At 72.3% G+C, this 22,510-nt stretch carries 27 protein-coding genes; 10 read left to right on the top strand and 17 right to left on the bottom strand.

From position 1 onward, the window contains the following. Nucleotides 1–209, bottom strand: a 209-nt coding sequence (locus Q392_RS32220; protein ID WP_245610791.1) for a transposase, incomplete at its 3' end; no start/stop codon positions are given. A gap of 63 nt (nucleotides 210–272) precedes the next feature. Here Q392_RS32220 and Q392_RS23565 point away from each other — a divergent pair. After that, nucleotides 273–734: an ABC transporter substrate-binding protein gene (locus Q392_RS23565; RefSeq protein ID WP_281173447.1), complete on the top strand. Its 462-nt coding sequence runs from the start codon at nucleotides 273–275 to the stop codon at nucleotides 732–734. Between the two features lie 10 nt (nucleotides 735–744). On the opposite strand, the gene Q392_RS23560 is transcribed toward Q392_RS23565, so the two are convergent. Genes Q392_RS23560 through Q392_RS23550 form a run of 3 tightly spaced genes read right to left on the bottom strand, consistent with a single transcriptional unit; the run spans nucleotide 745 to nucleotide 3,164 of the window. Continuing rightward, on the bottom strand, nucleotides 745–1,836 hold the full coding sequence (locus Q392_RS23560) for an App1 family protein (protein WP_051953894.1): 1,092 nt from the start codon (nucleotides 1,834–1,836) through the stop codon (nucleotides 745–747). Nucleotides 1,837–1,842: 6 nt separating this feature from the next. Continuing rightward, nucleotides 1,843–2,334, bottom strand: a complete 492-nt coding sequence (locus Q392_RS23555) for a dihydrofolate reductase (protein ID WP_038213349.1) — start codon at nucleotides 2,332–2,334, stop codon at nucleotides 1,843–1,845. A gap of 17 nt (nucleotides 2,335–2,351) precedes the next feature. Further along, nucleotides 2,352–3,164 (bottom strand): thymidylate synthase, encoded by an 813-nt coding sequence (locus Q392_RS23550; RefSeq protein ID WP_038213361.1) that lies wholly within the window; start codon nucleotides 3,162–3,164, stop codon nucleotides 2,352–2,354. 208 nt (nucleotides 3,165–3,372) lie between these two features. On the opposite strand from Q392_RS23550, the gene Q392_RS23545 reads away from it, so the two are divergent. Next, nucleotides 3,373–3,642: a YkgJ family cysteine cluster protein gene (locus tag Q392_RS23545; RefSeq protein ID WP_084217357.1), complete on the top strand. Its 270-nt coding sequence runs from the start codon at nucleotides 3,373–3,375 to the stop codon at nucleotides 3,640–3,642. Nucleotides 3,643–3,795: 153 nt separating this feature from the next. After that, complete coding sequence (locus Q392_RS23540; protein ID WP_245610790.1) at nucleotides 3,796–4,920, top strand: alpha/beta fold hydrolase; 1,125 nt, start codon at nucleotides 3,796–3,798, stop codon at nucleotides 4,918–4,920. Nucleotides 4,921–4,935: 15 nt separating this feature from the next. Here Q392_RS23540 and Q392_RS23535 read toward each other — a convergent pair whose 3' ends face one another. Both Q392_RS23535 and Q392_RS23530 read right to left on the bottom strand, forming a co-directional pair. Further along, nucleotides 4,936–6,438 (bottom strand): FAD-binding oxidoreductase, encoded by a 1,503-nt coding sequence (locus tag Q392_RS23535; RefSeq protein WP_038213345.1) that lies wholly within the window; start codon nucleotides 6,436–6,438, stop codon nucleotides 4,936–4,938. Continuing rightward, nucleotides 6,435–6,830 (bottom strand): DUF2069 domain-containing protein, encoded by a 396-nt coding sequence (locus Q392_RS23530; RefSeq protein WP_038213342.1) that lies wholly within the window; start codon nucleotides 6,828–6,830, stop codon nucleotides 6,435–6,437. Before Q392_RS23530 ends, Q392_RS23535 begins: the two co-directional genes overlap by 4 nt. A gap of 184 nt (nucleotides 6,831–7,014) precedes the next feature. On the opposite strand from Q392_RS23530, the gene Q392_RS23525 reads away from it, so the two are divergent. Beyond that, on the top strand, nucleotides 7,015–8,322 hold the full coding sequence (locus Q392_RS23525) for a YihY family inner membrane protein (RefSeq protein WP_084217356.1): 1,308 nt from the start codon (nucleotides 7,015–7,017) through the stop codon (nucleotides 8,320–8,322). Here Q392_RS23525 and Q392_RS23520 read toward each other — a convergent pair. Further along, complete coding sequence (locus Q392_RS23520) at nucleotides 8,259–8,618, bottom strand: Mpo1-like protein (RefSeq protein WP_038213356.1); 360 nt, start codon at nucleotides 8,616–8,618, stop codon at nucleotides 8,259–8,261. The genes Q392_RS23525 and Q392_RS23520 overlap by 64 nt on opposite strands. Before the next feature lie 104 nt (nucleotides 8,619–8,722). Between Q392_RS23520 and Q392_RS23515 the strand changes: the two genes are divergently transcribed. Beyond that, complete coding sequence (locus tag Q392_RS23515; RefSeq protein ID WP_245610789.1) at nucleotides 8,723–9,094, top strand: thioredoxin family protein; 372 nt, start codon at nucleotides 8,723–8,725, stop codon at nucleotides 9,092–9,094. Between the two features lie 12 nt (nucleotides 9,095–9,106). Here Q392_RS23515 and Q392_RS23510 read toward each other — a convergent pair whose 3' ends face one another. The 4 genes from Q392_RS23510 to Q392_RS23495 are packed head-to-tail and all read right to left on the bottom strand — an operon-like array spanning nucleotide 9,107 to nucleotide 11,871. Then, nucleotides 9,107–9,436: a type II toxin-antitoxin system RelE/ParE family toxin gene (locus Q392_RS23510; protein WP_038213336.1), complete on the bottom strand. Its 330-nt coding sequence runs from the start codon at nucleotides 9,434–9,436 to the stop codon at nucleotides 9,107–9,109. Further along, nucleotides 9,433–9,684 (bottom strand): type II toxin-antitoxin system ParD family antitoxin, encoded by a 252-nt coding sequence (locus tag Q392_RS23505; protein WP_038213334.1) that lies wholly within the window; start codon nucleotides 9,682–9,684, stop codon nucleotides 9,433–9,435. The genes Q392_RS23510 and Q392_RS23505 overlap by 4 nt, the downstream gene beginning before the upstream one ends. Before the next feature lie 53 nt (nucleotides 9,685–9,737). Continuing rightward, nucleotides 9,738–10,556 carry an alpha/beta fold hydrolase gene (locus Q392_RS23500; protein ID WP_038213332.1) on the bottom strand — a complete coding sequence of 273 codons (819 nt, stop codon included), beginning with the start codon at nucleotides 10,554–10,556 and terminating at the stop codon, nucleotides 9,738–9,740. 1 nt (nucleotide 10,557) lies between these two features. Beyond that, a complete protein-coding gene (locus tag Q392_RS23495) occupies nucleotides 10,558–11,871 on the bottom strand; it encodes an O-acetylhomoserine aminocarboxypropyltransferase (RefSeq protein ID WP_038213330.1) in 1,314 nt (437 codons plus the stop codon). Nucleotides 11,872–12,039: 168 nt separating this feature from the next. On the opposite strand from Q392_RS23495, the gene Q392_RS23490 reads away from it, so the two are divergent. Beyond that, nucleotides 12,040–12,489 carry a CBS domain-containing protein gene (locus Q392_RS23490; RefSeq protein WP_038213327.1) on the top strand — a complete coding sequence of 150 codons (450 nt, stop codon included), beginning with the start codon at nucleotides 12,040–12,042 and terminating at the stop codon, nucleotides 12,487–12,489. A gap of 52 nt (nucleotides 12,490–12,541) precedes the next feature. Here Q392_RS23490 and Q392_RS23485 read toward each other — a convergent pair whose 3' ends face one another. Next, a complete protein-coding gene (locus tag Q392_RS23485; protein ID WP_038213324.1) occupies nucleotides 12,542–13,522 on the bottom strand; it encodes a Bug family tripartite tricarboxylate transporter substrate binding protein in 981 nt (326 codons plus the stop codon). A gap of 2 nt (nucleotides 13,523–13,524) precedes the next feature. Continuing rightward, on the bottom strand, nucleotides 13,525–14,622 hold the full coding sequence (gene add, locus Q392_RS23480; protein ID WP_038213322.1) for an adenosine deaminase: 1,098 nt from the start codon (nucleotides 14,620–14,622) through the stop codon (nucleotides 13,525–13,527). 39 nt (nucleotides 14,623–14,661) lie between these two features. Here add and Q392_RS23475 point away from each other — a divergent pair, with 39 nt between their 5' ends. Then, nucleotides 14,662–15,648, top strand: a complete 987-nt coding sequence (locus tag Q392_RS23475) for a LysR family transcriptional regulator (protein ID WP_342665633.1) — start codon at nucleotides 14,662–14,664, stop codon at nucleotides 15,646–15,648. A gap of 16 nt (nucleotides 15,649–15,664) precedes the next feature. On the opposite strand, the gene Q392_RS23470 is transcribed toward Q392_RS23475, so the two are convergent. Continuing rightward, the gene (locus tag Q392_RS23470) at nucleotides 15,665–16,891 is read right to left on the bottom strand and encodes a polyhydroxyalkanoate depolymerase (RefSeq protein WP_038213316.1); all 1,227 of its coding nucleotides are present in this window, start codon (nucleotides 16,889–16,891) and stop codon (nucleotides 15,665–15,667) included. A gap of 116 nt (nucleotides 16,892–17,007) precedes the next feature. On the opposite strand from Q392_RS23470, the gene Q392_RS23465 reads away from it, so the two are divergent. Next, the gene (locus tag Q392_RS23465) at nucleotides 17,008–17,664 is read left to right on the top strand and encodes a glutathione S-transferase (RefSeq protein WP_038213314.1); all 657 of its coding nucleotides are present in this window, start codon (nucleotides 17,008–17,010) and stop codon (nucleotides 17,662–17,664) included. Here Q392_RS23465 and mog read toward each other — a convergent pair whose 3' ends face one another. Both mog and yjgA read right to left on the bottom strand, forming a co-directional pair. Beyond that, on the bottom strand, nucleotides 17,665–18,261 hold the full coding sequence (gene mog / locus Q392_RS23460; protein ID WP_038213311.1) for a molybdopterin adenylyltransferase: 597 nt from the start codon (nucleotides 18,259–18,261) through the stop codon (nucleotides 17,665–17,667). It abuts the gene before it with no gap. After that, on the bottom strand, nucleotides 18,258–18,914 hold the full coding sequence (yjgA, locus tag Q392_RS23455; protein ID WP_038213308.1) for a ribosome biogenesis factor YjgA: 657 nt from the start codon (nucleotides 18,912–18,914) through the stop codon (nucleotides 18,258–18,260). The genes mog and yjgA overlap by 4 nt, the downstream gene beginning before the upstream one ends. A 61-nt stretch (nucleotides 18,915–18,975) precedes the next feature. Here yjgA and pmbA point away from each other — a divergent pair, with 61 nt between their 5' ends. Further along, nucleotides 18,976–20,346: a metalloprotease PmbA gene (gene pmbA, locus Q392_RS23450; protein ID WP_038213305.1), complete on the top strand. Its 1,371-nt coding sequence runs from the start codon at nucleotides 18,976–18,978 to the stop codon at nucleotides 20,344–20,346. A gap of 23 nt (nucleotides 20,347–20,369) precedes the next feature. After that, nucleotides 20,370–22,214: a VanW family protein gene (locus tag Q392_RS23445; RefSeq protein WP_038213354.1), complete on the top strand. Its 1,845-nt coding sequence runs from the start codon at nucleotides 20,370–20,372 to the stop codon at nucleotides 22,212–22,214. A gap of 16 nt (nucleotides 22,215–22,230) precedes the next feature. Here Q392_RS23445 and Q392_RS23440 read toward each other — a convergent pair. Continuing rightward, nucleotides 22,231–22,510, bottom strand: a 280-nt coding sequence (locus Q392_RS23440; RefSeq protein ID WP_038213302.1) for a transposase, incomplete at its 5' end; no start/stop codon positions are given.

Here is a 22,510-nt window from a genome sequence, read left to right as displayed (position 1 = left end):
ACGGGGCGCCGGGCGGGTGAATCACCCGACGCTACCGTACCGCCGGTGGTGGCCGAGGCAACACCGCGCCTGGACCAGTTTCCCACCGTGGCCACCGGCACGCCCAGGCGCCGCGCTGCCTCGTGGCCGCCCACCGAGGCCGCCAGCCTGACGGCCTCGGCCTTGAATTCCTCTGTGTACTGCCTCTTGGGCAGCCTGCCTTCTTTCATCTCGATTCTCCGTACCTTTGAAGTTTCCAACTTCTTGCTGTACGTGAAATCTAGGCAGGGTCAATCCTCACGCCCAGCAGCGGGGCCGCGATGGTGCGCGACCTGCGCGCCATCGGCGACCACACGCCCATCTACAGCCTGTCGTACGTGCCGACGGCGGCGATCCTGCAGAAGGTGCCGCTCAAGGACGCCGTGGGCGTCGCGCTGGCGCAGGTCACGCCCAACCCCGAGACCTCGTCCACGCAGCTCTCGCGCGACTTCCGCGCGGCCATGGACAAGTACCTGCCGGAAGTCAAGACGCGCTCGTCGATGCAGATCATCGGCTACGTGAACGCGCGGGTCGCGGGCGAGGCCATCCGCCGCGCCGGCTCGAACCCGACGCCGGAGAAGGTGCATGCCGCGCTGCGCGGCCTGCGCGTGGACCTCGGCGGCTACCCGGTCGACTTCACCGAGACCAGGAACAACGTGGGTGCCGCCTTCGTGGACATCGGCGTCGTCGACAGCCGGGGGCGGCTGAAGTACTGAGCGGGTCCGCTCAGGCCGGCAGGCGCGGCCATGCGCCGCCGTCCGGCGGCAGCAGGTGCCACCGGCCGGGCTCGATGCCTTCGAAGGCCGCCCGGTAGCGCGGCGCGTCGCGGCCCTCGCCGGTCACGTCGCGGATCAGGATCGCCTGCACGCGTCCGGGATGCGCCCGGGCCACCTCGGCGTAGATCTCGGGATCGGCCTCGCCGGAGTCGCCGACGAACAGGAAGCGCCGGGCCGGGAAGTCGTGCAGCAGTTGCGCGATCGCGCCGAGCTTGTGCGCCCTCGATTCGCCCTCGCCGGGCACCAGCGAGCGCCAGCTCGTGCTCTCCCGCAGGTGCAGGCTGCCGCGGGGGAAGCCCGCCGCGGCCAGAAAGTCCTCCAGCACCGGCAGCAACTGCATCGGGCTGGCCGACAGGTAGTGCACGCGCGCGCCGGGCGCCGCGGCCAGCCGGCGGTAGCGGGCCGCCATGCCGGGCGCCGCGCGCGACGGCCGGGCGAAGGTGTTGAGCAGCATCTCGCGCCGGTCGCGCACCTCGGTGAGCTTGATGGTGTCGTCGATGTCCGAGACCACCGACAGGCCTTCCGGCGGCACCAGCAGGGCGCGGCCGGCGAAGCGGCGCGTGTCGCCATCGGCCAGCACGGCATGGAAGTCCAGGTGCGCCGTGTTGCCGCGGCGCGGCGCGCCGTCGATCACCGCCCGCAGGCGGCTGCGGCCGGCGGCGTCGGTGGCGGGCAGGCGCACCGGCTGCGCCGGCACGGCGTCGAAGCGGACCACGACCTCCTTGCCCCGTTCCGAATCCGCCAGGAAGAGACCGCAGCGCCGGCGGAAGCGCTCGCGGTCGGCGGCGGACATGGCGCTCTGGTCCAGGCCCAGGTAGCGGGCGAAGGCGGTGCGCAGTCCGGGCCGGCGCTCGGGCTCGTAGACCCAGGCATGCAGGTCGGCCTCGATGCGTCCGGCGTCGAGCCGGCGCGCGGTGCCCGGCAGGAAGAGGACGCGCTCGTCGTCGCGCAGGGTGGCCTGCGCCGGCGCCCACGCCATCGACGCCGCCAGGCCCAGCCACTGCCGCCGGGTCGCCGCGCCGGGCCTGGGCACGCGCCGCATCGCGGCTCAGCCCGTGCGCTCGAGGGTGACGAAGGCGAACGGCAGCCCGTCCGCCGACACCGCGGCTTCGCGCGCCGTCTCGCGCCAGCCGTCGGCGAGCGTGGGGGCGAAGGCATCGCCCTCGAAGTCGCGCGCGATCTCGGTGACGACCGCGCGCTGCGCCAGCGGCTCGGCCTCGGCATAGATCTGCGCGCCGCCGATCACCCAGACCTCGGGCGCCGCGCCGGCGAGCGACAGCGCCTCGCGCAGGCTGGCTGCGCGCTGCGCGCCGTCGCCGTGCCAGTCCGGCTGGCGCGTGACGACGATGTTCTGCCGGCCCGGCAGCGGGCGGAAGCGGGCGGGCAGCGAGTCCCAGGTCTTGCGGCCCATGACCACCGGGCAGCCGCTGGTCAGGCGGCGGAAGTGCGCCATGTCTTCCGGCAGGTGCCAGGGCAGCGCGCCGTTCGCGCCGATCACGCCGTTGGCGGCGCGCGCGTAGATGAGGTTCAGGCGGCCCATCGGCTGCGCGGGGCCGCTCACACCGCCACCGGCGCCTTGATGGCCGGGTGCGGGTCGTAGCCCTCGATCTCGAAGTCCTCGTATTCGTAGTCGAAGATCGACGGCGGGCGGCGCTTGATGCGCAGGGTGGGGTAGGGCCGCGGATCGCGCGAGAGCTGCAGCGCCACCTGCTCGGCGTGGTTGCTGTAGATGTGGCAGTCGCCGCCGGTCCAGACGAAGTCGCCCACCGCCAGGTCGCACTGCTGCGCCAGCATGTGCGTCAGCAGCGCGTAGCTGGCGATGTTGAAGGGCACGCCCAGGAAGATGTCGGCGCTGCGCTGGTAGAGCTGGCACGACAGGCGCCCCTCGGCCACGTAGAACTGGAAAAAGGCGTGGCAGGGCATCAGCGCCATCTTCGGCAGGTCGGCCACGTTCCAGGCGCTCACGATGATGCGGCGCGAGTCCGGGTTGGTCCTGAGCTGCTTGACCACCTCGGCGATCTGATCGACGTGGCCGCCGTCCGGCGTGGGCCAGCTGCGCCACTGCACGCCGTAGACGGGGCCGAGGTCGCCGTCCTCGCGCGCCCATTCGTCCCAGATCGTCACGCCGCGCTCGCGCAGCCAGTTGTTGTCCGAGGAGCCCTGCAGGAACCACAGCAGCTCGTGGATGATGGACTTCAGGTGCACCTTCTTCGTCGTCACGAGCGGGAAGCCTTCGGCGAGGTCGAAGCGCATCTGGTAGCCGAACACGCTCTTGGTGCCGGTGCCGGTGCGGTCGGCCTTGAACACGCCGTGCGTGTCCACGTGGCGCATGAAGTCTTCGTATTGGGAGCGGATGGGGTGGTCGGTCATGTCGGCCATGCGGTCAATACGAGCCAAAGGGGGTGTCGCAGGCCGGTGGCTGGCCGTGCGCCGATGGATGCCGAGTCCATCACGACCGGCCTGCCTGCGGCCCGAAGCTCGGCATGAAGGAGCCCTTCAGGCGAGGACGAAGCGTCGATTCTATGCAGGTGTCATGGGGAGGGCGGCGAGGGTGGCCGCCCCGTGCTTCAATCGCCCGATGCCTTCGACCTCGCCCGCCTGCCGCAGCGGCTGCGCCGCCTGCTGCATCGCGCCCTCGATCAGTTCGCCCATTCCCGGCATGCCGGCAGGCAAGCCGGCCGGCGTGCCCTGCGTGCAACTGGACGAGCACCTGCGCTGCCGCCTCTTCGGCCGCCCCGAGCGGCCCGCGGTGTGCGCCAGCCTGCAGCCGGCCGAGGAGATGTGCGGCGGCGATCGCGTGCAGGCCCTGCGCTGGCTCGGCACGCTGGAGCGGGCCACGGCGCCCTGAGGGGAACGGCGGGCGCGCCGCATCGGCCTCGTCCGACGGCCGCATGGTCCGCGGGACGGCAGCGCGCGCGGCGCCGCCGGCGTCAGATGGAAGAACGCCGCGCGGGCCGCCCGCCCGCCGCCTTCCTCGACGAACCGCCCCAGGAGCCGCCCCATGACGTCATCGACCTCACCACCGCCTTCCACGCCGCCCGCCGATCCGGACCTGGCCGCGCAGGCCCGCCCCGGCTACGGCATTCCCTCGCAGGACCCGCGCCCCGAAGCGCAGCAGCCGCTCGAAGGCGAGGAGGCACGGCGCGAGGCCCGCTCGGTGCTGGCCGGCGGCGGCGCCATGGTCGGCGCGGCCACGGGCGCCACGCTCGGCACCGCGGTGGCGGGGCCGCTGGGCGGCTTCGTCGGGGTGGCGCTCGGCGGGCTGGCCGGCGCCCTGGGCGGCCAGGCCGTGGGCGCGGCCGCATCATCGCCCGGGCAGGCCGACACGGTGCGGCTGCACGTCGAGGACAGCGGCGGGGCGGACCGGCCCGTGGTGCTGATCCACGGCTGGCCGCTCTCGGCGCAGGCGTGGACACCGCAGGTGGCGGTGCTGCGCGCGGCCGGCCACCGCGTGGTGGCCTACGACCGGCGCGGCTTCGGCCGCTCCGACAAGCCGGCCACGGGCTACGACTACGACGTGCTGGCCGACGACCTCGCACACGTGATCGAGCACTGCGGCCTGGAAGACGCGACGCTGGTCGGCTTCTCGATGGGCGGCGGCGAGGTGGCGCGCTACATCGCGCGCCATGGCCAGGCGCGGCTGCGCAGCGTGGTCTTCGCCGCGGCCGTGCCGCCCTGCCTGATGATGACCGCGGACAACCCCGAGGGGCCGCTCACGCCGGAGCAGGCGCGGCAGCAGCGCCAGGCGCTGGAGCGCGACCGCGACGCCTTCTTCGAGCAGTTCACACAGGACTTCTTCTCGGCCGGCGGCGAGCTTCGGGTCAGCCCGGCGCAGCGCGCCGAGGCGCTGGCGCTGTGCCACCAGTCGGCGCAGCATGCGGCGCTGGCCTGCATGGACGCCTTCGGCGGCACCGACTTCCGCGCCGACCTGGGCCGGGTGAGCGTGCCCACGCTGGTGATCCACGGCGACGCGGATGCGATCGTGCCCATCGAGGGCTCGGGCCTGCGCACCCACCGCGCCATCCCGCACAGCCGGCTGGTGACGGTCAGCGGCGGCACGCACGGCCTGAACGTCTCGCACGCGGGGGTGTTCAACGAATCGCTGCTCGCCTTCCTGCGCGGCTGAGCGGGCCGGCCTGCGTCAGGCCCGCAGCACCCGCCCGGGGTTCAGGATGCCCCGCGGGTCCAGCGCCTGCTTGATGGCGCGCATCATGGACAAGGCCGCCGGCGACTTGTGCTTCTCCAGCGTGCCCACCTTCAGGCCGCCGATGCCGTGCTCGGCGGAGAAGGAGCCGCCGTACTTCGCCACCTGCTCGTAGACGAGGGCGTTGACGCGCTCCTCCTGGTCGCGCAGGAAGGCCTTCGCATCGCCCTCGGCGGGCGCCTGCACGTTGTAGTGCAGGTTGCCGTCGCCCAGGTGGCCGAAGTTGACCAGCCGCACGCCGGGGATCTCGCGCGCCAGCAGCGCGTCGGTCTCGGCGCAGAAGGCGGGGATGCGCGAGACGGGGATCGAGATGTCGTGCTTGATGTTCAGGCCTTCCTCGGCCTGCGCCATCGGGATGCTCTCGCGGATGTGCCACAGCTCGTGCGCCTGCGAGAGGCTCTCGGCCACCACCGCGTCGGTGACGCAGCCGGCCTCGAAGGCGGTTTCCAGCAGCGCCTCGAAACGGGCGCGGGCATGGTCCTCCGATTCGCTGTCGGAGTTCTCCAGCAGCACGAAATAGGGTGCCCCCACGCTCGCCACTTCGTGTGCTTCGCTGCCCCCCGAGGGGGCTGGGCTTGTCTTGGGGCGGCCCGGCGGCAAGCCCGGCACCGTCTCGTCGCCGATGAAGGGCACGCGCAGTTGCGGCATGTGCTTGCCGACCAGGCTCAGCGCGAAGCGGCCCATCACCTCGAAGCCGGTGAGGCCGGGGCCGAGCTGCCGGTGCGCCAGGCCCAGCAGGTCCACCGCCGCGTCGAAGCTCGGCACCGCCGCCCAGGCCGTGAGCTGCGCCGCCGGCCTGGGGTAGAGCTTCATCGTCGCCGCGGTGATGACGCCCAGCGTGCCCTCGCTGCCGACCAGCAGGTCGCGCAGGTCGTAGCCGGTGTTGTCCTTGCGCAGGCCGGTCAGGCCGTCCCACACCTCGCCCTGCGCCGTCACCACCTCCAGGCCCAGGCACAGCTCGCGCGTGTTGCCGTAGCGCACCACCTGCGTGCCGCCGGCGTTGGTGGCCAGGTTGCCGCCGATGGTGCAACTGCCCTCGGCCGCCAGGCTCAGCGGGAAGAGGAAGCCCGCCTGGTCGGCCGCCTCCTGCAGCGTCTGCAGCACGCAGCCGGCCTCCACCGTCACGGTGAGGTTGGCGGCATCGATGCCGCGGATGGCGTTCATGCGCGTGAGGCTGAGCACCACCTGCGTGCCGCTGTCGTCGGGGATGGCGCCGACCGCCAGCCCGGTGTTGCCGCCCTGCGGCACGATCGCCGTGCCCGCCGCCGCGCAGGCCTTCACGACCGCCGCCACCTGCGCCGTGTCGGCCGGCCGCACCACGGCCAGCGCCTTGCCGCGGGCGCGCTTGCGCCAGTCCTGCTCCCAGGCGCCCAGGTCGCCGTCGGTCAGCACGTTGGGCGCGCCGACGATGGCACGCAGGGAATCGATCAGGTCGGTCACGAGGCAGGTCTTTCGTTGAGCGTCCGGGCCGCCCGCAGGCGCAGCCGCACGTGCAGCGCGCAGGCGACGAACAGGCCCAGGCACAGCAGGATCTCCACCCAGGCCAGCGCGCGGCTGGCGGCGGTGGTGTCGCTCCAGGCGCGCACCACGCCTTCGGTGAAGTACAGCCACACCAGCAGGCTCACCCAGCGGTAGGTGTACATGCGGTTCTTCAGCAGCCCGGCCAGCGGCACCACCAGGGGCAGCGCCTTCAGCGCCAGCCAGGAGCCGCCGGGCCGCAGCGGCGCCAGCCACAGCTCCCAGGCCAGGCACAGCGCGACCAGGCCGAGCAGGCAGCCCACCGCGAGCGTGCGGGTCCATGCGACGGCGGGGGAGGGGGCGACCGGAGTCATGTCGGGTGTTGAGCAGTTTGCGCACGTGTCACTCGAAACCAAGCGGGACCGACGGCCGCGGAGCAGGCCATGCGGGAACACCCGCGGAACCGGCTTGGCCGGGCCGCTGCGTGTGCCCCCCTTGAGGGGGTTGGCGGAGCGACACGAAGTGCGCGAAGACTGGGGGTGGGAATAATACCGACCCATGAACCGCCGCCAGCTCTGGAGGGACTTGTCCCGCTTCCCTTGGCGCAACACCGCCGCCGTGCTGGGCGAGCGCTTCCGCGAAGACCGCCTGGGGCTGACCGCCAGCAGCCTGACCTTCACCACCACCATCGCGCTGGTGCCCTTCTTCACGCTGGCGCTGGCGCTGTTCACCGTGTTCCCGATGTTCGCCACCATGCAGGGCCGCCTGCAGCGCTGGCTGGTGGACAGCCTGGTGCCCGAGAACATCTCGCGCCAGGTGCTGGGCTACCTCACCCAGTTCGCCAGCAAGGCCAGCGGGCTGGGCATCGCCGGCCTGGGCGTGCTGCTGGTGACGGCCATCGCGCTCATCCTCACCATCGACCGCACGCTCAACAATATCTGGCGCGTGCCGCGCCCGCGGCCGCTGGGGCAGCGCATCCTGATCTACTGGGCCGCCATCACGCTCGGGCCGCTGGTGCTGGCGGCCAGCCTGTCGACCACGGCCTGGGTGTTCACCGCCTCGCGCGGCATCTTCCACGACGGCAGCGCGCTGAAGCTGCTGTTCGACGCGCTGGAGTTCCTGCTGCTGGCGGCCGGCATGGCGGCGCTGTACCACTACGTGCCCAACACCCACGTGCGCTGGTCGCACGCCTGGGCCGGCGGCGTGTTCGTCGCCGCCGCCATCGAGGTCGCCAAGCGCGTGCTGACCTGGTACCTGGGCACCGTCCCGACCTATTCGGTGCTGTACGGCGCCTTCGCCACGGTGCCGATCCTGCTGGTGTGGATCTACGTGGCCTGGGTGATCGTGCTGCTGGGCGCGGTGATCGCCGCCTACCTGCCCAGCCTGCTGACCGGCGTGGCGCGCCGTGGCGGCGGCCCCGGCTGGCCGATGCAGCTGGCGGTGGAGGCGCTGCAGCACCTGGAGCGGGCGCGCGCGCAGCCGTTCAAGGGCCTGGGCGCCAGCGAGCTGGTGGCGCGCATGCGGGTCGACGCCCTGCAGCTGGCCGCCGTGCTGGAGGCGCTGGTGGCGCTGGACTGGGTGGGCGAGCTGGCCGAGGTCGAGGAAACGCGGGATCCGCGCTACGTGCTGCTGGCCGACCCGGACGCCACGCCGCTGGCGCCGCTGGCCGAGGCGCTCATGCTGCCGCGCTCGCCCAGCCTGGAAGGGCTGTGGACGCGCGGCGCGCTGGATGCGCTGCGCCTGCGCGATGTGCTGGCGAAGGACGAGCCGTCGGAGAAGGCCGCCGTCGACCCGCAGGCCGTTCAGAACCTGATGCGGCCCAGCCAGATGTCGCGGTACATGACCCAGTCGCCCATGAAGCTGTAGAGCGGCCGCTTGAAGGAGGCGGGCCTGTTCTTCTCGAACGCGAAGTGGCCCACCCAGGCGAAGCCGTAGCCGCACACCAGGCCGATCAGCAGCCACCACGGGTTGCCGGTGAACACCAGCGCGGCCAGGCAGGCCAGCGCCAGGGAGGAGCCGACGAAATGCAGCTGCCGGCAGGTCCGGTCGGAATGCTCGCTCAGGTAGAAGGGGTAGAACTCGGCGAAGCTCGTGAACTGGCGCGGATCGACGGCTGCGCCGGCCGTGCGGGCCTGGCCGGGGGAGGGCGTGGCGGGGTTCATCGCGGTCTCCTTCAGGGGCGCCGGCACGCAGCCGGGCGCCTGACCATAATAGCGAGCCGCCTGCGTGGCGGCCATCCCTCGCATCCCTGCCTGCCGCCACCGCCTTGCTGCCGAATCCCCCTGTTTCCGACGCTCCCTGGGTCGTGTGCCTGTGCGCCGAATGGTGCGGCACCTGCCGCGACTACCGCCCGCTGATGCAGCAGGTGGCGCAGGCGCATCCGCAGATGCGCTTCGCCTGGGTCGACATCGAGGACCACGCCGAACTGGCGGACGAATTCGATGTCGAGACCTTCCCGACACTGCTGGTGGTCGATGCCGGCGGGCAGCGCTTCCTGGGGCCGATGCTGCCGAACGCGCAGGCGCTGTCGCGCCTGCTCGGCGCACTGCCGGCGGCGCAGCCGGCCGAGGCGCATGTGCATGCGCTCATCGCCGGCATCGAGCGCGATCCGGCTGCCTTCGCGCTGCACGTGGGCTGACCGACGCGCCCGTCAAGGCGCGTCCGCCGCCTGCATCCAGGCCGGCACATCGCGTTGGCCGTGCAGCATGCGCCAGACATCGACGTGGTCCGCCTGCTCCACGTAGAACACCAGATGGGGGTAGCGGTTCAGCCGCCAGGTGCGCAGGCCCGGCAGGTCCAGTTCGTGTGCGTAGCGCGTGGAGCCGGTGGCCGGATGGCGGCCGATGTGCGCGTAGGCCCGCTCCAATGCATCCACGAAGCCGATCGCCGCAGCCTCGGCGTCGACGGCCAGGTAGTAGGCAATCGCCTCGTCCACATCCTGGCTGGCCCGCATGCGCGGGATGACGGGCTTGGCCGTCACGGTTTGGCGCGGCGGCCGGCCGTCTTGCGCACTTGGTCGCGCAGTCCTTCGAAATAGGCTGCCGACGCGGTTGCCGAGGGGGCCGAGCCTGCACCCGCCAGCAGCAGGCCGCGCAGTTGTTGCCGATCCTGGTCGCGGCGGATCAGTTCGCGCACGTATTCGCTGCTGGTGCCATAGCCTCGCTGGCTGACCTGCTCGTCCACGAAGGACTTCAGGGCATCAGGCAGGGAGATGTTCATGGTGCTCATGGCGAGAGTTTGGCAAATTTTGCCAAATCTGTCGAACGCCAGTGCTTCCCCGTTCAGCGCGCCAGAAAGTCCCGCAGCGCGAAGAGCAGCGCGTCCGGCGTCTCGGTCATCTGGTGGTGGCCGACGGGCAGCGAAGCGACCTCCACACGCTTGCCGCTCTCGCGCGCCCGGGCGATCAGGCCCTGCGCCGCGCGCGGCGAGGTCATCTGGTCCTGCGCGCCGAGCGCGAAGAGCACCGGGCAGGCGATTTGCGCGATGGCGTTCTCGCCGTTGGCGTAGCGGTCGCAGGCCAGGAAGCCGCGGTGGAACACGTTGACCCCCGGGTTGCTGCGCAGCACCCGCCGGCCCAGTGCCATGCCCGCGCCGTAGACCCAGGTGCCGGGCCCCAGCGCCGAGGGCGGCGCCGCCAGGGTGGAGCGCGAGAACACGTTGACCAGTTTCAGCGCCGCCTCCGGGTCGTTCTGCGAGGCGTCGAGCAGCGCCTGCGAGACCTTCATCGGGAAGGCGGTGCCCACCAGCGCCAGGTGCGTGACGCGCTCGCCCAGGCGGGCAGCCGCCTCCAGCGCGATCAGCGAGCCCCAGCTGTGGCCCACCAGCGCGGCGCGCTGCACGCCGGCGGCGTCGAGCAGCGCGGCGACGAAGTCGGCGGCCTGCTCCACCGTCTCCGGCGCGTCGCCGGCGCTGCGGCAGTGGCCGGGCAGGTCCACCGCCAGCACGTTGAAGCCGTGGTGCGCCAGGTAGCGGCTCTGCAGGATCCACACGCTGTGGTCGTTCAGCACGCCGTGGATGAACACGACCGTGGGCCGGGCCGCGTCGAAGGGCTTGCCGCCGGTGTAGCAGTAGGTGCGGTGGCCGTTGACGTTCAGCTCCATCTCAGCCCCCCGCCTTCTCGGCCGCCTTCAGCGCGCGCTTGAGGTCGTCGATCAGGTCGTCGGGGTCCTCCAGCCCGATCGACAGGCGGATCGTCCCCTGCCCGATGCCGCCGGCGGCCAGCGCCTCGTCGGTCATGCGGAAATGCGTGGTGCTGGCCGGGTGGATCACCAGCGAGCGGCAGTCGCCCACGTTCGCCAAGTGGCTGAAGAGCTTGAGCGCCTCGATGAACTTCTTGCCCTGCTCGCGGTCGCCCTTGATGTCGAAGCTGAACACCGAGCCCGCGCCCCGGGCGCCGTGCCTGAGCAGCCGGTTCGCCAGCGCGTGGCTCGGGTGCGCTTCGAGCAGCGGATGCCCCACGCGCGAGACGAAGGGGTGGCTCGCGAGGAAGCGCACGATCTTCTCGGTGTTGGCGATGTGCCGCTCCATGCGCAGCGGCAGCGTCTCGATGCCCTGCAGGATCAGCCAGGCGGTGTGCGGGCTCATGGCGGCGCCGAAGTCGCGCAGGCCCTCGCGCCGCGCGCGCAGCAGGAAGGCGCCGACGGTGGACTCCTCGGTGAACACCATGTTGTGGAAGCCGTCGTAGGGCGCGCTCAGCTCGGCGAATTTCCCGTCCGAAGCGTCCCAGTCGAAGCTGCCGCCGTCCACCAGCACGCCGCCGATGACGGTGCCGTGGCCGGAGAGGAACTTGGTGGCCGAGTGGTAGACCAGGTCGGCGCCGTGCTCGAAGGGGCGGATCAGGTAGGGCGAGGTCAGCGTCGAGTCGACCAGCAGCGGCACCTTCGCCTCGTGCGCGATCTGCGCCACGGTGGGGATGTCCAGCACGTCCAGGCCGGGGTTGCCCACCGTCTCGCCGAAGAGCAGCTTCGTCTCGGGCCGGATCGCGGCGCGCCAGCCGTCGATGTCGCCCGGCTTGACGAAGGTGGTCTCGATGCCGAAGCGCCGCATCGTGTAGTGCAGCAGGTTCTGCGAGCCGCCGTACAGGGCCGTGCTGGCGACGATGTGCGAGCCCGCGCCCATCAGCGTGGCCACCGCCAGGTGCAGCGCCGCCTGGCCGCTGGCGGTGGCGATGGCGCCGATGCCGCCTTCCAGCGCCGCCACGCGCTGCTCCAGCACCGCGTTGGTGGGGTTGCTCAGGCGGCTGTAGACGTGGCCGGAGCGCTCCAGGTTGAACAGGGCGGCCGCGTGGTCGCTGGACTCGAAGACGAAGGAGGTGGTCAGGTGGATCGGCACCGCGCGCGCGCCCGTGGCCGGGTCGGGGGCGGCGCCCGCGTGCACCGCGAGCGTGTCGAAGCCGGGGTCGGAATAGCCGCTCATGCTGCGCGGCCCTGGGTGGGATGCATGCTTTCGTCTCCTGGGAAAGAGGGGCCGGTAACGCCCGGTCACGAACGGGACGGCCCGTGCCGGCAACGCGCTGTTGCCGGTCGCACATTGTGGGCTATATTCATCCGGCCAATGTGGCCGAGAGCAGAGAGGAGCACCCCGATGAAAGTCAGCGACATCCTGCGTGTGAAGGGCAACACGCTCTTCACCATCACGCCCGACGATCCGCTGTCCGACGCGGTGAACGTGATGGCCGAGAAGGACATCGGCTCGCTGGTGGTGATGGAGCGCGGCGAGCTGGTGGGCATGCTCACCTTCCGCGAGGTGATCCTCGCGATCCAGGCCAACGGCGGCGTGGTCGGCAGCACGCCGGTGCGCAAGGCGATGGACGACAAGCCGCTCACCTCCACCATGGACACCGACCTCGACGAGGTCCGCCGCATGATGCTGGACCACCACGCGCGCTACATGCCGGTGATGGACAAGCGCATGCTGATGGGCGTGATCAGCTTCTACGACGTGGCCAAGGCGGTGGTCGACAGCCAGAACTTCGAGAACAAGATGCTCAAGGCCTACATCCGCGACTGGCCGGCGGAGGAAGAGGGCAGCTGAGGCCCCTCCCGCTGCGCGCCCCCGCCCCTGGGGCGCAGCCGCCGCGGCGGCGTCACTCCTTGATGTTCGCGGCCTGCACGATCTTCTGGTTGCGCGCGTACTCGGCCTGCACGAACCGGCCGAGTTCCTCGGGCGATCCGCTGCCCGGCAGCGCGCCCTGTTCCTCCAGCTTGGCACGCACCTCCGGGTCCTTCAGCACGGCGTTGAGTTCCTCGTTCAGGCGCTGCACCACCGGCGCCGGCGTCCTGGCCGGCGCGAAGATGCCGGTCCAGCTCAGCATCGAATAGCCCTTCAGGCCCGGCATCTCGCCGAAGGCCGGCACCTGGGGCAGCGCCTTCAGCCGCTTGTCGTCCGTCTCGCCCAGCGCCTTCAGGCGGCCGCCGGCGACGTGCGGGATGGCGCTGGTGCTCACCAGCATGGCCAGGTCGATCTGGTTGCCGATCACGTCGGTGGCGATCTGCGCGCCGCCGCGGTAGGGCACGTGCGTCACGAAGATGCCTTCGCGCTGCTTGATCAGCTCCATCGCCAGGTGCAGCACCGTGCCCACCCCGGAGGTCGCGTAGTTGTACTTGCCGGGCGCGGCCTTGGCGAGCCTGACGAACTCGGCCCAGTTCTGCGCCGGCAGGCCGGGGCGCGCCACCAGCACCATCGGCGCGGTGTTGAGCATGCCCACCGGCGCCAGGTCCTTCAGCGGGTCGAACTTGAAGGCGGCCGGGTTGATCAGCCGGCCGATCGCCATCACGCTGTCGGGGCCGGCCACCAGGGTGTAGCCGTCGGGCGCGGCGTTGGCGGCCTTGGCGACGCCGATCACGCCGCCCGCGCCGGCGACGTTCTCGACCACCACCGACTGCTTGAGCCGCTCGCCCAGCTTGGTGGCGACCAGGCGGGCGTTGAAGTCCACGCTGCCGCCGGCCGAGTAGGGCACGATCAGCGTGATGGCCTTGCCGGCGGGCCAGGCGGCCTGGGCGAAGGCGGCGCCGGGCAGGGCGGTGGCCAGGAGGGCGGCGAGGGCGAGGGGTTTGATCGGGGGCATGGTCAGTGTCTTTGGGGCAGGGCGTCGGGGGAAATCCGTGCGCGCAGCGCGTCGAACTCGGCCAGCCATTGCGTGCACCAGGTGCGGCGCTGGCCGTCGTCGATCCAGGCGCCGGCCAGGCCGTTGTCGAGGAAGGCGCGCAGATCATCCAGGCCGAAGCCGAAGTCGCGCACCATCATCAGCCAGGCCCGCGTCGGCGTGACGTGGTGCAGCGTCGGGTCGTCGGTGTTGGGGTGCACCAAGAGGCCCAGGCCGGGCATGCGGCGGATCGGGTGGTCCAGCGCCCAGCGCTCGGGCGGCAGGGTGCGCAGGTAGTAGGAGTTGGTGGGCACCACGGTGAACAGCACGCCGCGCTCGGCGCATTCGCGGGCGAAGGCGGGTTCGTCGACCACCGTGTAGCCGTGGTCGATGCGGTCGACCTTCAGCACGTCCAGCGCGGTGCGCACGTGGGTCCAGGGCGTGCCGAACTCGCCGGCGTGCGCGGTGGTCTTCAGGCCGGCGCGGCGGGCGTCGGCATAGGCCTGGGCGAACAGTTCCGGCGGCCGGTCGGTCTCGCGGTAGTCGATGCCGATGCCCAGCGTGTGCTCGTTGCGGTGCGCGGTCACCCACTCGACCATCTGCTGCGCCGCCTCGGGGCTGGCCTCGCGGTCGATGGCGGCCACCAGGCGGCCGGCGATGCCGTGGTCGGCCTCGGCGTCACGGATGGCGCGCACGATGGCCTCCTGCGCGCGGGCGTAGGGGATGCCCGACTCGGCTGCGGTGCCGGTGGGGTTCCAGAAGAACTCGCTGTAGCGCACGTTGTGGGCGGCGGCGTCCTCCAGGTACTCGTAGGCCAGGCGGTGCAGGTCGTCGGGCGTGCGGATCAGCCAGGCGTCGAGCGCGCGCAGCACGCGCAGCACGCCCACGGGCTTGTCGCCGCGCGTATAGAAGGCGCGCACCTCTTCCTCCGCGAGCGGCATGCCGGCGCGGCGGTTCAGCGCCTCGAAGGTGGCGCGGCGCACGGTGCCGAACAGGTGGCAGTGCAGTTCGGCCTTGGGCATGGCGTGGAGCATCTGCTCCAGCGTGAGCAGGGCATCGGGGGTGGCCGGGGCAGCGTGCATGCGCCGGAGTCTAGGAAGCGCCGGCCCAAAGAAGAAGTGATGAATTTCTATAATTCCATTCAGGAAAGTGATGAACACGACCCGATGGACCCGCCCCCGCTGCGCGCCCTGACGCTGCGCCACCTCCAGTGCTTCTCGGTGCTGGTGCAGGAAGGCCATTTCGGCCGCGCCGCGCAGCGCCTGTCGATCACCCAGCCGGCGCTGAGCAACGCCATCAAGCAGATGGAGCGCCTGCTGGGCGCGCCGCTGCTGGAGCGCACCACGCACCGCCTGGCGCTCACGCCGCTGGGCGCCGAGGTGCTGGAGCGCACCGACTTCGTGGTCAACACCGTGGACCAGGCGCTGCGCGACATCCGCAACGTGGTGGTGCGCGGGCGCGCCCACGTGCGCATCGGCGTCATCCCCTCGGCCAGCCGGCAGGTGGCGGCGGCGGTGGCCGCCTTCGAGGCGCGGCAGCCCGACGCGGTGAGTGTGGAGTGGGCCGACGCGCCTTCCACCGAGCTGGTGGAGCGCCTGCGCGGCGGCCAGCTCGACGTGGCGGTGGCGGCGATCACCGAGGCGCCCGAAGGCCTGGCCTGCACCGACCTGTTCCGCGACCCGCTGGTGCTGGTCGTGCACCGCGACCATCCCCTCGCCGTGGCCCGCAGCGCGAGCTGGAAGGCGCTGGGCAGCGAGCGGCTGGCCTTCTTCGAGAGCGGCAGCATGCCGGCCCTGGGCGGCCCGGCGCGCGCGCAGTTCGGCGAGGGCGGGCCGCAGCCGCTGCGCGTGCGCTATGCCGAGACGCTGCATGCACTGGCGCGCAGCCGGCTGGCGCTGGGGCTGATGCCGCGGCTGTACACCGTGGCGCTGCACGACCCCGAACTGCGCGTGGTGCCGCTGCGCCAGCCGAAGATCGAGCGGCGCGTGGTGCTGCTGCGCCGGCCCGAGCCGCTGCGCAGCGCGGCGGCGCGGGCGCTGGCGGAATTCCTGGGCGAGCGGCTGACCGCACTGGCCGCCCGGCGGCGTGCGGCCGCGCCGGCTGCCTGACGCCGCCGCATCGGCCTCAAGGCAGCTCCGCCGCGGCACGGATGGTCTCGCGCACGCGCGGGTAGATCTGCGTGTTCCAGCGGCTGCCGCTGAACACGCCGTAGTGGCCCACGCCGGCCTGCAGGTGGTGCGACTTGAGGAAGGGCCGCACGCCGCTGCACAGCTCCTGCGCCGCCATCGTCTGCCCGACCGCGCAGATGTCGTCGCGCTCGCCCTCGACGGTCAGCAGCGCGGTGCGGCGGATGGCGCGCGGGTCCACCGCGCGGCCGTGCACCGTGAGGCGGCCCAGCGGCAGGTCGTAGGTCTGGAACACGCGCTCCACCGTCTCCAGGTAGAACTCGGCCGGCAGGTCGTTGACGGCGAAGTACTCCTCGTAGAAGGCGCGGATGGCCGCCGCCTGGTCCATCTCGCCTTCGACCAGGTGGTGGTAGAGCCGGCGGAACTGCTCCTTGTGGCGCTCCAGGTTCATGCTCATGAAGGCCGCGAGCTGGACGAAGCCCGGGTACACCCGCCGCCCGAAGCCGGCATGCGGCATCGGCACGCGGCTGATCAGGTTGCGCTCGAACCAGCCGATGGGCCGCTCGGTGGCCAGCCGGTTCACCTGCGTGGGGTTGACGCGGCAGTCCACCGGCCCGGCCATCAGCGTCAGGCTGCGCGGCGCGGCGGGGTCGTCGTCCTCGGCCATCAGCGCGGTGGCGGCCAGCGCCGCCACGCAGGGCTGGCACACCGCCACCAGGTGCACGCCGGAGCCGATGGCGCGCAGGAAGGCGATGAGCTGCAGGGTGTATTCGTCCAGCCCGAAATGCCCGTGGCCCAGCGGCACGTCGCGGGCGTTGTGCCAGTCGGTGATGTAGACGTCGTGGTCGCGCAGCAGCGTGCGCGCCGTCTCGCGCAGCAGGGTGGCGAAGTGGCCCGACAGCGGGGCGGCCAGCAGCACCGGGGGCTCCGGCGGCGCGCCGGCGGACCGATCCTTGACGAAGCGCAGCAGCGTGCCGAAGGGCGCGACCAGCGCCTTCTCCTCGCGCACCGCGACGGGCCCGCCGTCCGCCTGCACCTCGGCGATGCCGTAGGCCGGCCGGGCGTGGGTGAGCTTCAGGCGGGTGAAGACGTCCATGGCGGCGGACAGCCGGCGCAGGGCGCTGCGCTCGGTGCCCTCGAACCACAGGGCCGGCCCCATGAACTGCGCCGCGAGGCGCACCGGCGACAACAGGTCGGCCTGGGCCTGGTAAGCCTGGTACAGCATGGGTCGGGTGAGGCAAGTTGCGCGCCAGGCCGGTGCGCACCGTTCTGGCACAGGCTTTGCACGCGGCCTGCGGGGCGGCGTTCCGGCCGCGCGTCGCATCCGCAGGAGCAGCACCCATGCCCAAGGCCGTCCTCACCATCAGCAGCAAGAACTACGGCGCCTGGGCGCTGCGCGGGTGGCTGATGTGCCGCTTCGCCGGGCTGGACTTCGCCGAGAGGATCATCCCGCCGGACGACCCGGCGATGAAGGCGGAGATCCTGTTGCTGGCCTCGTCGCTGCGCGTGCCGGCGCTGGACCACAACGGCATCCACGTCTGGGACACGCTGGCCATCAGCGAGTACCTGCACGAGATCAGGCCGAAGGCGGGGCTGCTGCCGGCGGATGCCGGGGCGCGCTCGCACTGTCGCTCGGTGTGCGGCGAGATGCACTCGGGTTTCGCCTCGCTGCGCGGCGCGCTGCCGATGAACATCAAGGCCCGCTTCGAGGGCTTCAAGGTGTGGTCGCGCGCGCAGGCCGACATCGACCGCGTGACGGAGATCTGGCGCGAGTGCCTGGCGGCCTACGGCGGCCCCTGCCTCTTCGGCAGCAGGCCCGGCATGGCGGACGCGATGTACGCGCCGGTGGTCACGCGCTTCCTGACCTACGGCGTGGCGCTGGACGAGACCTGCGCCGCCTACTGCCAGCAGGTGATGGCGCTGCCGGCCATGCGCGAATGGGTGGCCGGCGCGCTGGCCGAGCCCGACGAGATCGACGAGCTGGACGCGGAGTTCTAGCTAGCCGCGCGGCGGCCGGACCGCCGACTTGGGCCGGAAGGCCTTGCAGACCGCCTCGTGGGTTTCGAGGTACGGCCCGCCGATGAGGTCGATGCAGTAGGGCACCGCCGCGAAGATGCCGGGCACCTTCTGCGTGCCGTCCGGCGCTTTCAGTCCTTCCAGCGTCTCGGCGATGGCCTTGGGCTGGCCCGGCAGGTTGATGATGAGGCTCTTACCGCGGATCACCGCCATCTGCCGCGAGAGGATGGCGGTGGGCACGAAGGCCAGGCTGATCTGGCGCATCTGTTCGCCGAAGCCGGGCATCACCCTGTCGGCCACGGCCAGGGTGGCCTCGGGCGTCACGTCGCGCGGGGCGGGGCCGGTGCCGCCGGTGGTCAGCACCAGCGCGCAGCCGGCGTCCACCAGGTCGACCAGCGCGGCGCTGATGCGCTCCTGCTCGTCGGGGATGAGGCGCGGCTCGAAGCGGATCGGGTTCTTCAGCGCGCGCGTCAGCCAGTCCTGCAGGGCGGGCAGGCCCTGGTCCTGGTAGACGCCGCTGGAAGCGCGGTCGCTCACCGAGACGATGCCGATGGCGACGGGGTCGAACGCGTCGGTCATGCGTCTTCCTCGCGCGACTCGGCCGCCGCCTGCTCGCCGTGGTCCGCGTCGCCGTGCACCGCGAGCTGGGCACGCAGCAGCTGGAACAGCTCGCGGTACGCCTTGCCCTGGCGCGGCGCCTCGCCGGCGCGGCCGGCCTGGAAGTCCTTGCGCGCCTGGCGCACCAGCGCGCGCAACTGTTGCGCATCGGTGCCGGGATGGGTCTCTATCCAGCCGCCGAGCGCGTCGTCGCCGGCCAGCAGGCGCTCGCGCCAGCGCTCGGCCTCGTGCAGCAGGGCGGTGTCCTGCGCGGGGCCGTGCGCCTGCTCGTCCAGCGCCAGGCGCGCGGCGTCGAGCGTGGCGGCGTCCAGCTTGCGCATCAGCTTGCCGACGTACTGCATCTGGCGGCGCCGGCCCTCGAAGTTGCTGATGCGGCGCGCCTCGGCCAGCGCCTCCAGCAGCGACTCGGGCAGGTCCAGCCGGGCCATCGCCTCGGCGCGCAGGTCCAGCAGCTTCTCGCCCAGCGCCTGCAGCTCGGTGCTCTCGCGCTTGAGTTCGGTCTTGCTGGTCTCGACGCCGCCCTTGAGCTCGCGCTTGAGCTCGGCGTCCAGTTCGCTGCCTTCGGCGACGAAATGGCCGCGGACGAAGTAGCCTTTCTTGGGTTTGCGTGGCATGGGGATGAATGGGGTCCGGCACCCGGCAGAAAAGGGGTGCGCCGCTATGATTGTCCCCCACATGAGCACCCTCACATCGCGCGCCGATACCGGCTTTGCCTACAGCCGGGACTTCTTCGAGAACCTGGTCGACACCGCCCTGGCCCATGCGAAAAAGCTGGGTGCCACCGACGCCGGCGCCGAGGCGTCCGAAGGGTGCGGCCTCACCGTCTCGGTGCGCAAGGGCGAGCTGGAGAACGTGGAGCGCAACCGCGACAAGTCGCTGGGCGTGACGGTCTACGTGGGCCACCGGCGCGGCAACGCCAGCACCTCCGACTTCTCCGAGGCCGCCATCCGCCAGACCGTGCAGGCGGCCTACGACATCGCCCGCTTCACGGCGGAGGACCCGATGGGCGGCCTGCCGGACGAGGCGGACATCGCCACCGAGCATCCCGAGCTGGACCTGTTCCACCCCTGGGCCATCGACAGCGAGGGCGCCGCGAAGCTGGCGCTGGCCTGCGAGGCGGCCGCCTTCGCCACCGACAAGCGCATCGCCAACAGCGAGGGCGCCGGCGTCTCGGCGCAGCAGAGCCACTTCTTCAGCGCGCACACGCACGGCTTCCGTGGCGGCTATGCCAGCTCGCGCCATTCCATCTCGGTCGCTCCCATCGCCGGCAAGGGCGACGACATGCAGCGCGACGCCTGGTACAGCTCGATGCGCTCGGCCGACGAGCTGGCCAGCCCCGAGGCGGTGGGCCGCTATGCCGCCGAGCGCGCGCTCAGCCGGCTGAAGGCGCGCAAGATCAAGACCACCGAATGCCCGGTGCTGTTCGAGTCGCCCCTGGCCGCCGGCCTGCTCGGCGCGCTGGTGCAGGCCACCAGCGGCGGCGCGCTGTACCGGCGCAGCAGCTTCCTGCTCGATTCGCTGGGCAAGCCGGTGCTGCCCGGCCACATCGACGTGCTGGAAGACCCGTTCGCGCCCCGCGGCAAGGGCAGCGCGCCCTTCGACGACGAGGGCGTCGTCACACACAGGCGCAAGGTGGTCGACGGCGGCCGGCTGGAGGGCTACTTCCTGTCCACCTACTCGGCGCGCAAGCTGGGGATGAAGACCACCGGCAACGCCGGCGGCTCGCACAACCTGACGCTGTCCTCGCGCCTCACGCAGCCGGACGACGACCTTCAGGCCATGCTGCGCAAGCTCGGCACCGGCCTGTTCGTCATCGAGCTGATGGGGCAGGGCGTGAACTACGTGACGGGCGACTATTCGCGCGGCGCCAGCGGTTTCTGGGTCGAGAACGGCGAGATCGCCTTCCCGGTGCAGGAGATCACCATCGCCGGCAACCTGAAGGACATGCTGCTGGGCATCCAGGCCGTGGGCGCCGATGCCTACAACTACGGCGCCAAGACCACCGGCTCCATCCTCGTCGACCGGATGAAGGTGGCGGGCGCCTGAGCCGGGCCGGGGCTGCCGTGCAGATGGCCGCACGCGCCCCCGGCATGCCGCTGCCCTCGCGCCGGCAGGCGCTGTGGTTCTGGGTGCGCATCCGCTTGCTGACGGCGCGGCGCATCGTGCAGGACGCATTCGACCCGCAGGTGCGGACCTGGCGCCGCGTGCCGTCCGGCGCCAGCCGGCTGCGCGATGCGCCGGTGCTGGCCGAGGTGCGCAGCCCCCTGTGGACCGACGGCCGCCCCGACGAGTTCGCGCTGGTGGCCGGCAAGGTGCACAACCTGCGGCTGGCCCGGCAGGCCTTCGACGGACTGGAGCTGCCCGCCGCCGGCCTGCTGAGCTTCTGGCAGCAGCTCGGGCGGGCCACGCGGCGGCGTGGCTATGTGCCGGGGCGCGAGGTGCGCGAGGGCTGCGTGGTGCCCACGCTGGCCGGCGGCCTGTGCCAGCTGTCCAACGCGCTGGCCACCGCCGCCCATCGTGCGGGCATGGCACTGCCGGAGCGCCATGCGCACACCGCCCGGCCCGAGGGCGCGGCCCCCGGTGCGCACGACGCCATTGATGCCACCGTGCTGTGGAAGCACATCGACCTGCGCGTGCGCGCCGACATGCCGTGGCGCCTGGAAGTGGCGATGGACGCGGACGAGCTGGTCGTGCGCGTGCGGGCGTTCGCCGCGGCGCCGCCGGCGGGCCGGCGGACCATCGCCATCGACGCCGTGCCGCGCACCGGCCGCGTGCAGGCGGCCGCGCCGCCGGTGGCGCGTGGCTGCCTGAGCTGCGACGAGACGGCGTGCTTCCGCCATGCGCCGCAGCGCGCGGGCACCGTCGACGCCCTGGCTGCGCGCGCGACCCTGCTGGAAGGGGTGCCGCCCGAACTGGCGCAGGCTGCCGCTGCCGATCCACGGCTGGCCCCTGGACGCTGGGTGCTGCCCCATGCCGTGACGCCGGGCCAGCGGGCGCTGGTCGCGCGCCGGCGTGCGCCCGAAGGCGGGGAGGTGATGCCGCCCGGCGCTGCCGCGCGCCTGCTGGCATGGCGGCGGGCGTGGCACCTGCGGCGGCATGCCCGCTCGCCGGGCCGGCGGCAGGCCGGCATCCTGCAGGGGCAGGCCTGGCAGGCGCGCCAGGCCGCGCGCGCCCTGCGTCCGGCCGACGTGGCGCTGCTGGTGGACCAGGCCTACCTGCCCACGCTGTGGATCGACGGCGCGCTGGCGGGCCGCCGGCTGGACGTGTGGATGCCCGCGCTGCCCATGCGCGAGATCGCGCGACGCCTGGACGCCGCCGCCCAGGTGTGGCCCGACGAGCCCAGCCTGGCCGACTTCCGGCCGGACCCAGCCTGCGCGGAAGCCGAATGGCAGGCCCTGCGCCAGGCCGGGCGGATCTTCACCGCGCACCATGCGGTGGCGCAATGGGCACGTGAAACGTTGTCTGCTGAAGTGGTCGAGTTGCCCTGGCAGTGCCCGCCCGCGGCGGCGACCCGCGGTCCGGCAGCGTCGCCGCCGCTCGTCGTGTTGCTGTCCAGCGCCCTGCCGCGCAAGGGCAGCCGCGAACTGGCGGCGGCGCTGCGGCATCTGCAGCAGGACGGGCGGGCGACGCGCCTGGGCGTGCTGGGCAGCCCGCCGGCGCTGGACGATCCGCACTGGGCCGGCCTGCCGTGCGTTCCGCTGGGTTATCGCAGCGACTGGCGGGCCCAGGCCCGGGCGGCGGTGCTGCCGGCCCATGTGGAGCATTCGCCGCGCGCCGCCCTGCAGGCGCTGGCGGCCGGCCTGCCGGTGATCGCCACGCCGGCCTGCGGGCTGCCGCCCCAGCCGGGGCTGACGCTGGTGCCGGCGGGCGACGTGGCGGCGCTGGCGCAGGCCCTGCGCCCGCACGCCGGCTGAGCAACCGTCTTGCTCGTCAAGCGCAATGCATAGTCGAATCCCACATCGAGCCATGTTTGGCGATGGCGTTGAGCATCGTCAGCAGCTTGCGCATGCAGGCGACCAGGGCGACCTTCTTGCGCTTGCCGGCCATCAGCAGGCGCTCGTAGCACGCCTTGAGCGCCGGGTTGTACCGCACTGCCGTGAGGGTGGCCATGTACAGCGTTCGTCGCACATCGGCGCGCCCACCCCAGATGCAACGCTGCCCGCGCATCTGGCCGGAGTCGCGATTCAAAGGCGCCACGCCCACCAGCGCG

The sequence above is a fragment of the Xenophilus azovorans DSM 13620 genome, from assembly GCF_000745855.1.
GTDB classification, from domain to species: Bacteria; Pseudomonadota; Gammaproteobacteria; order Burkholderiales; family Burkholderiaceae_C; genus Xenophilus; species Xenophilus azovorans.
Note: the sequence above shows the minus strand (reverse complement) of the source record. Positions and strands in the feature narration are given on the sequence as shown.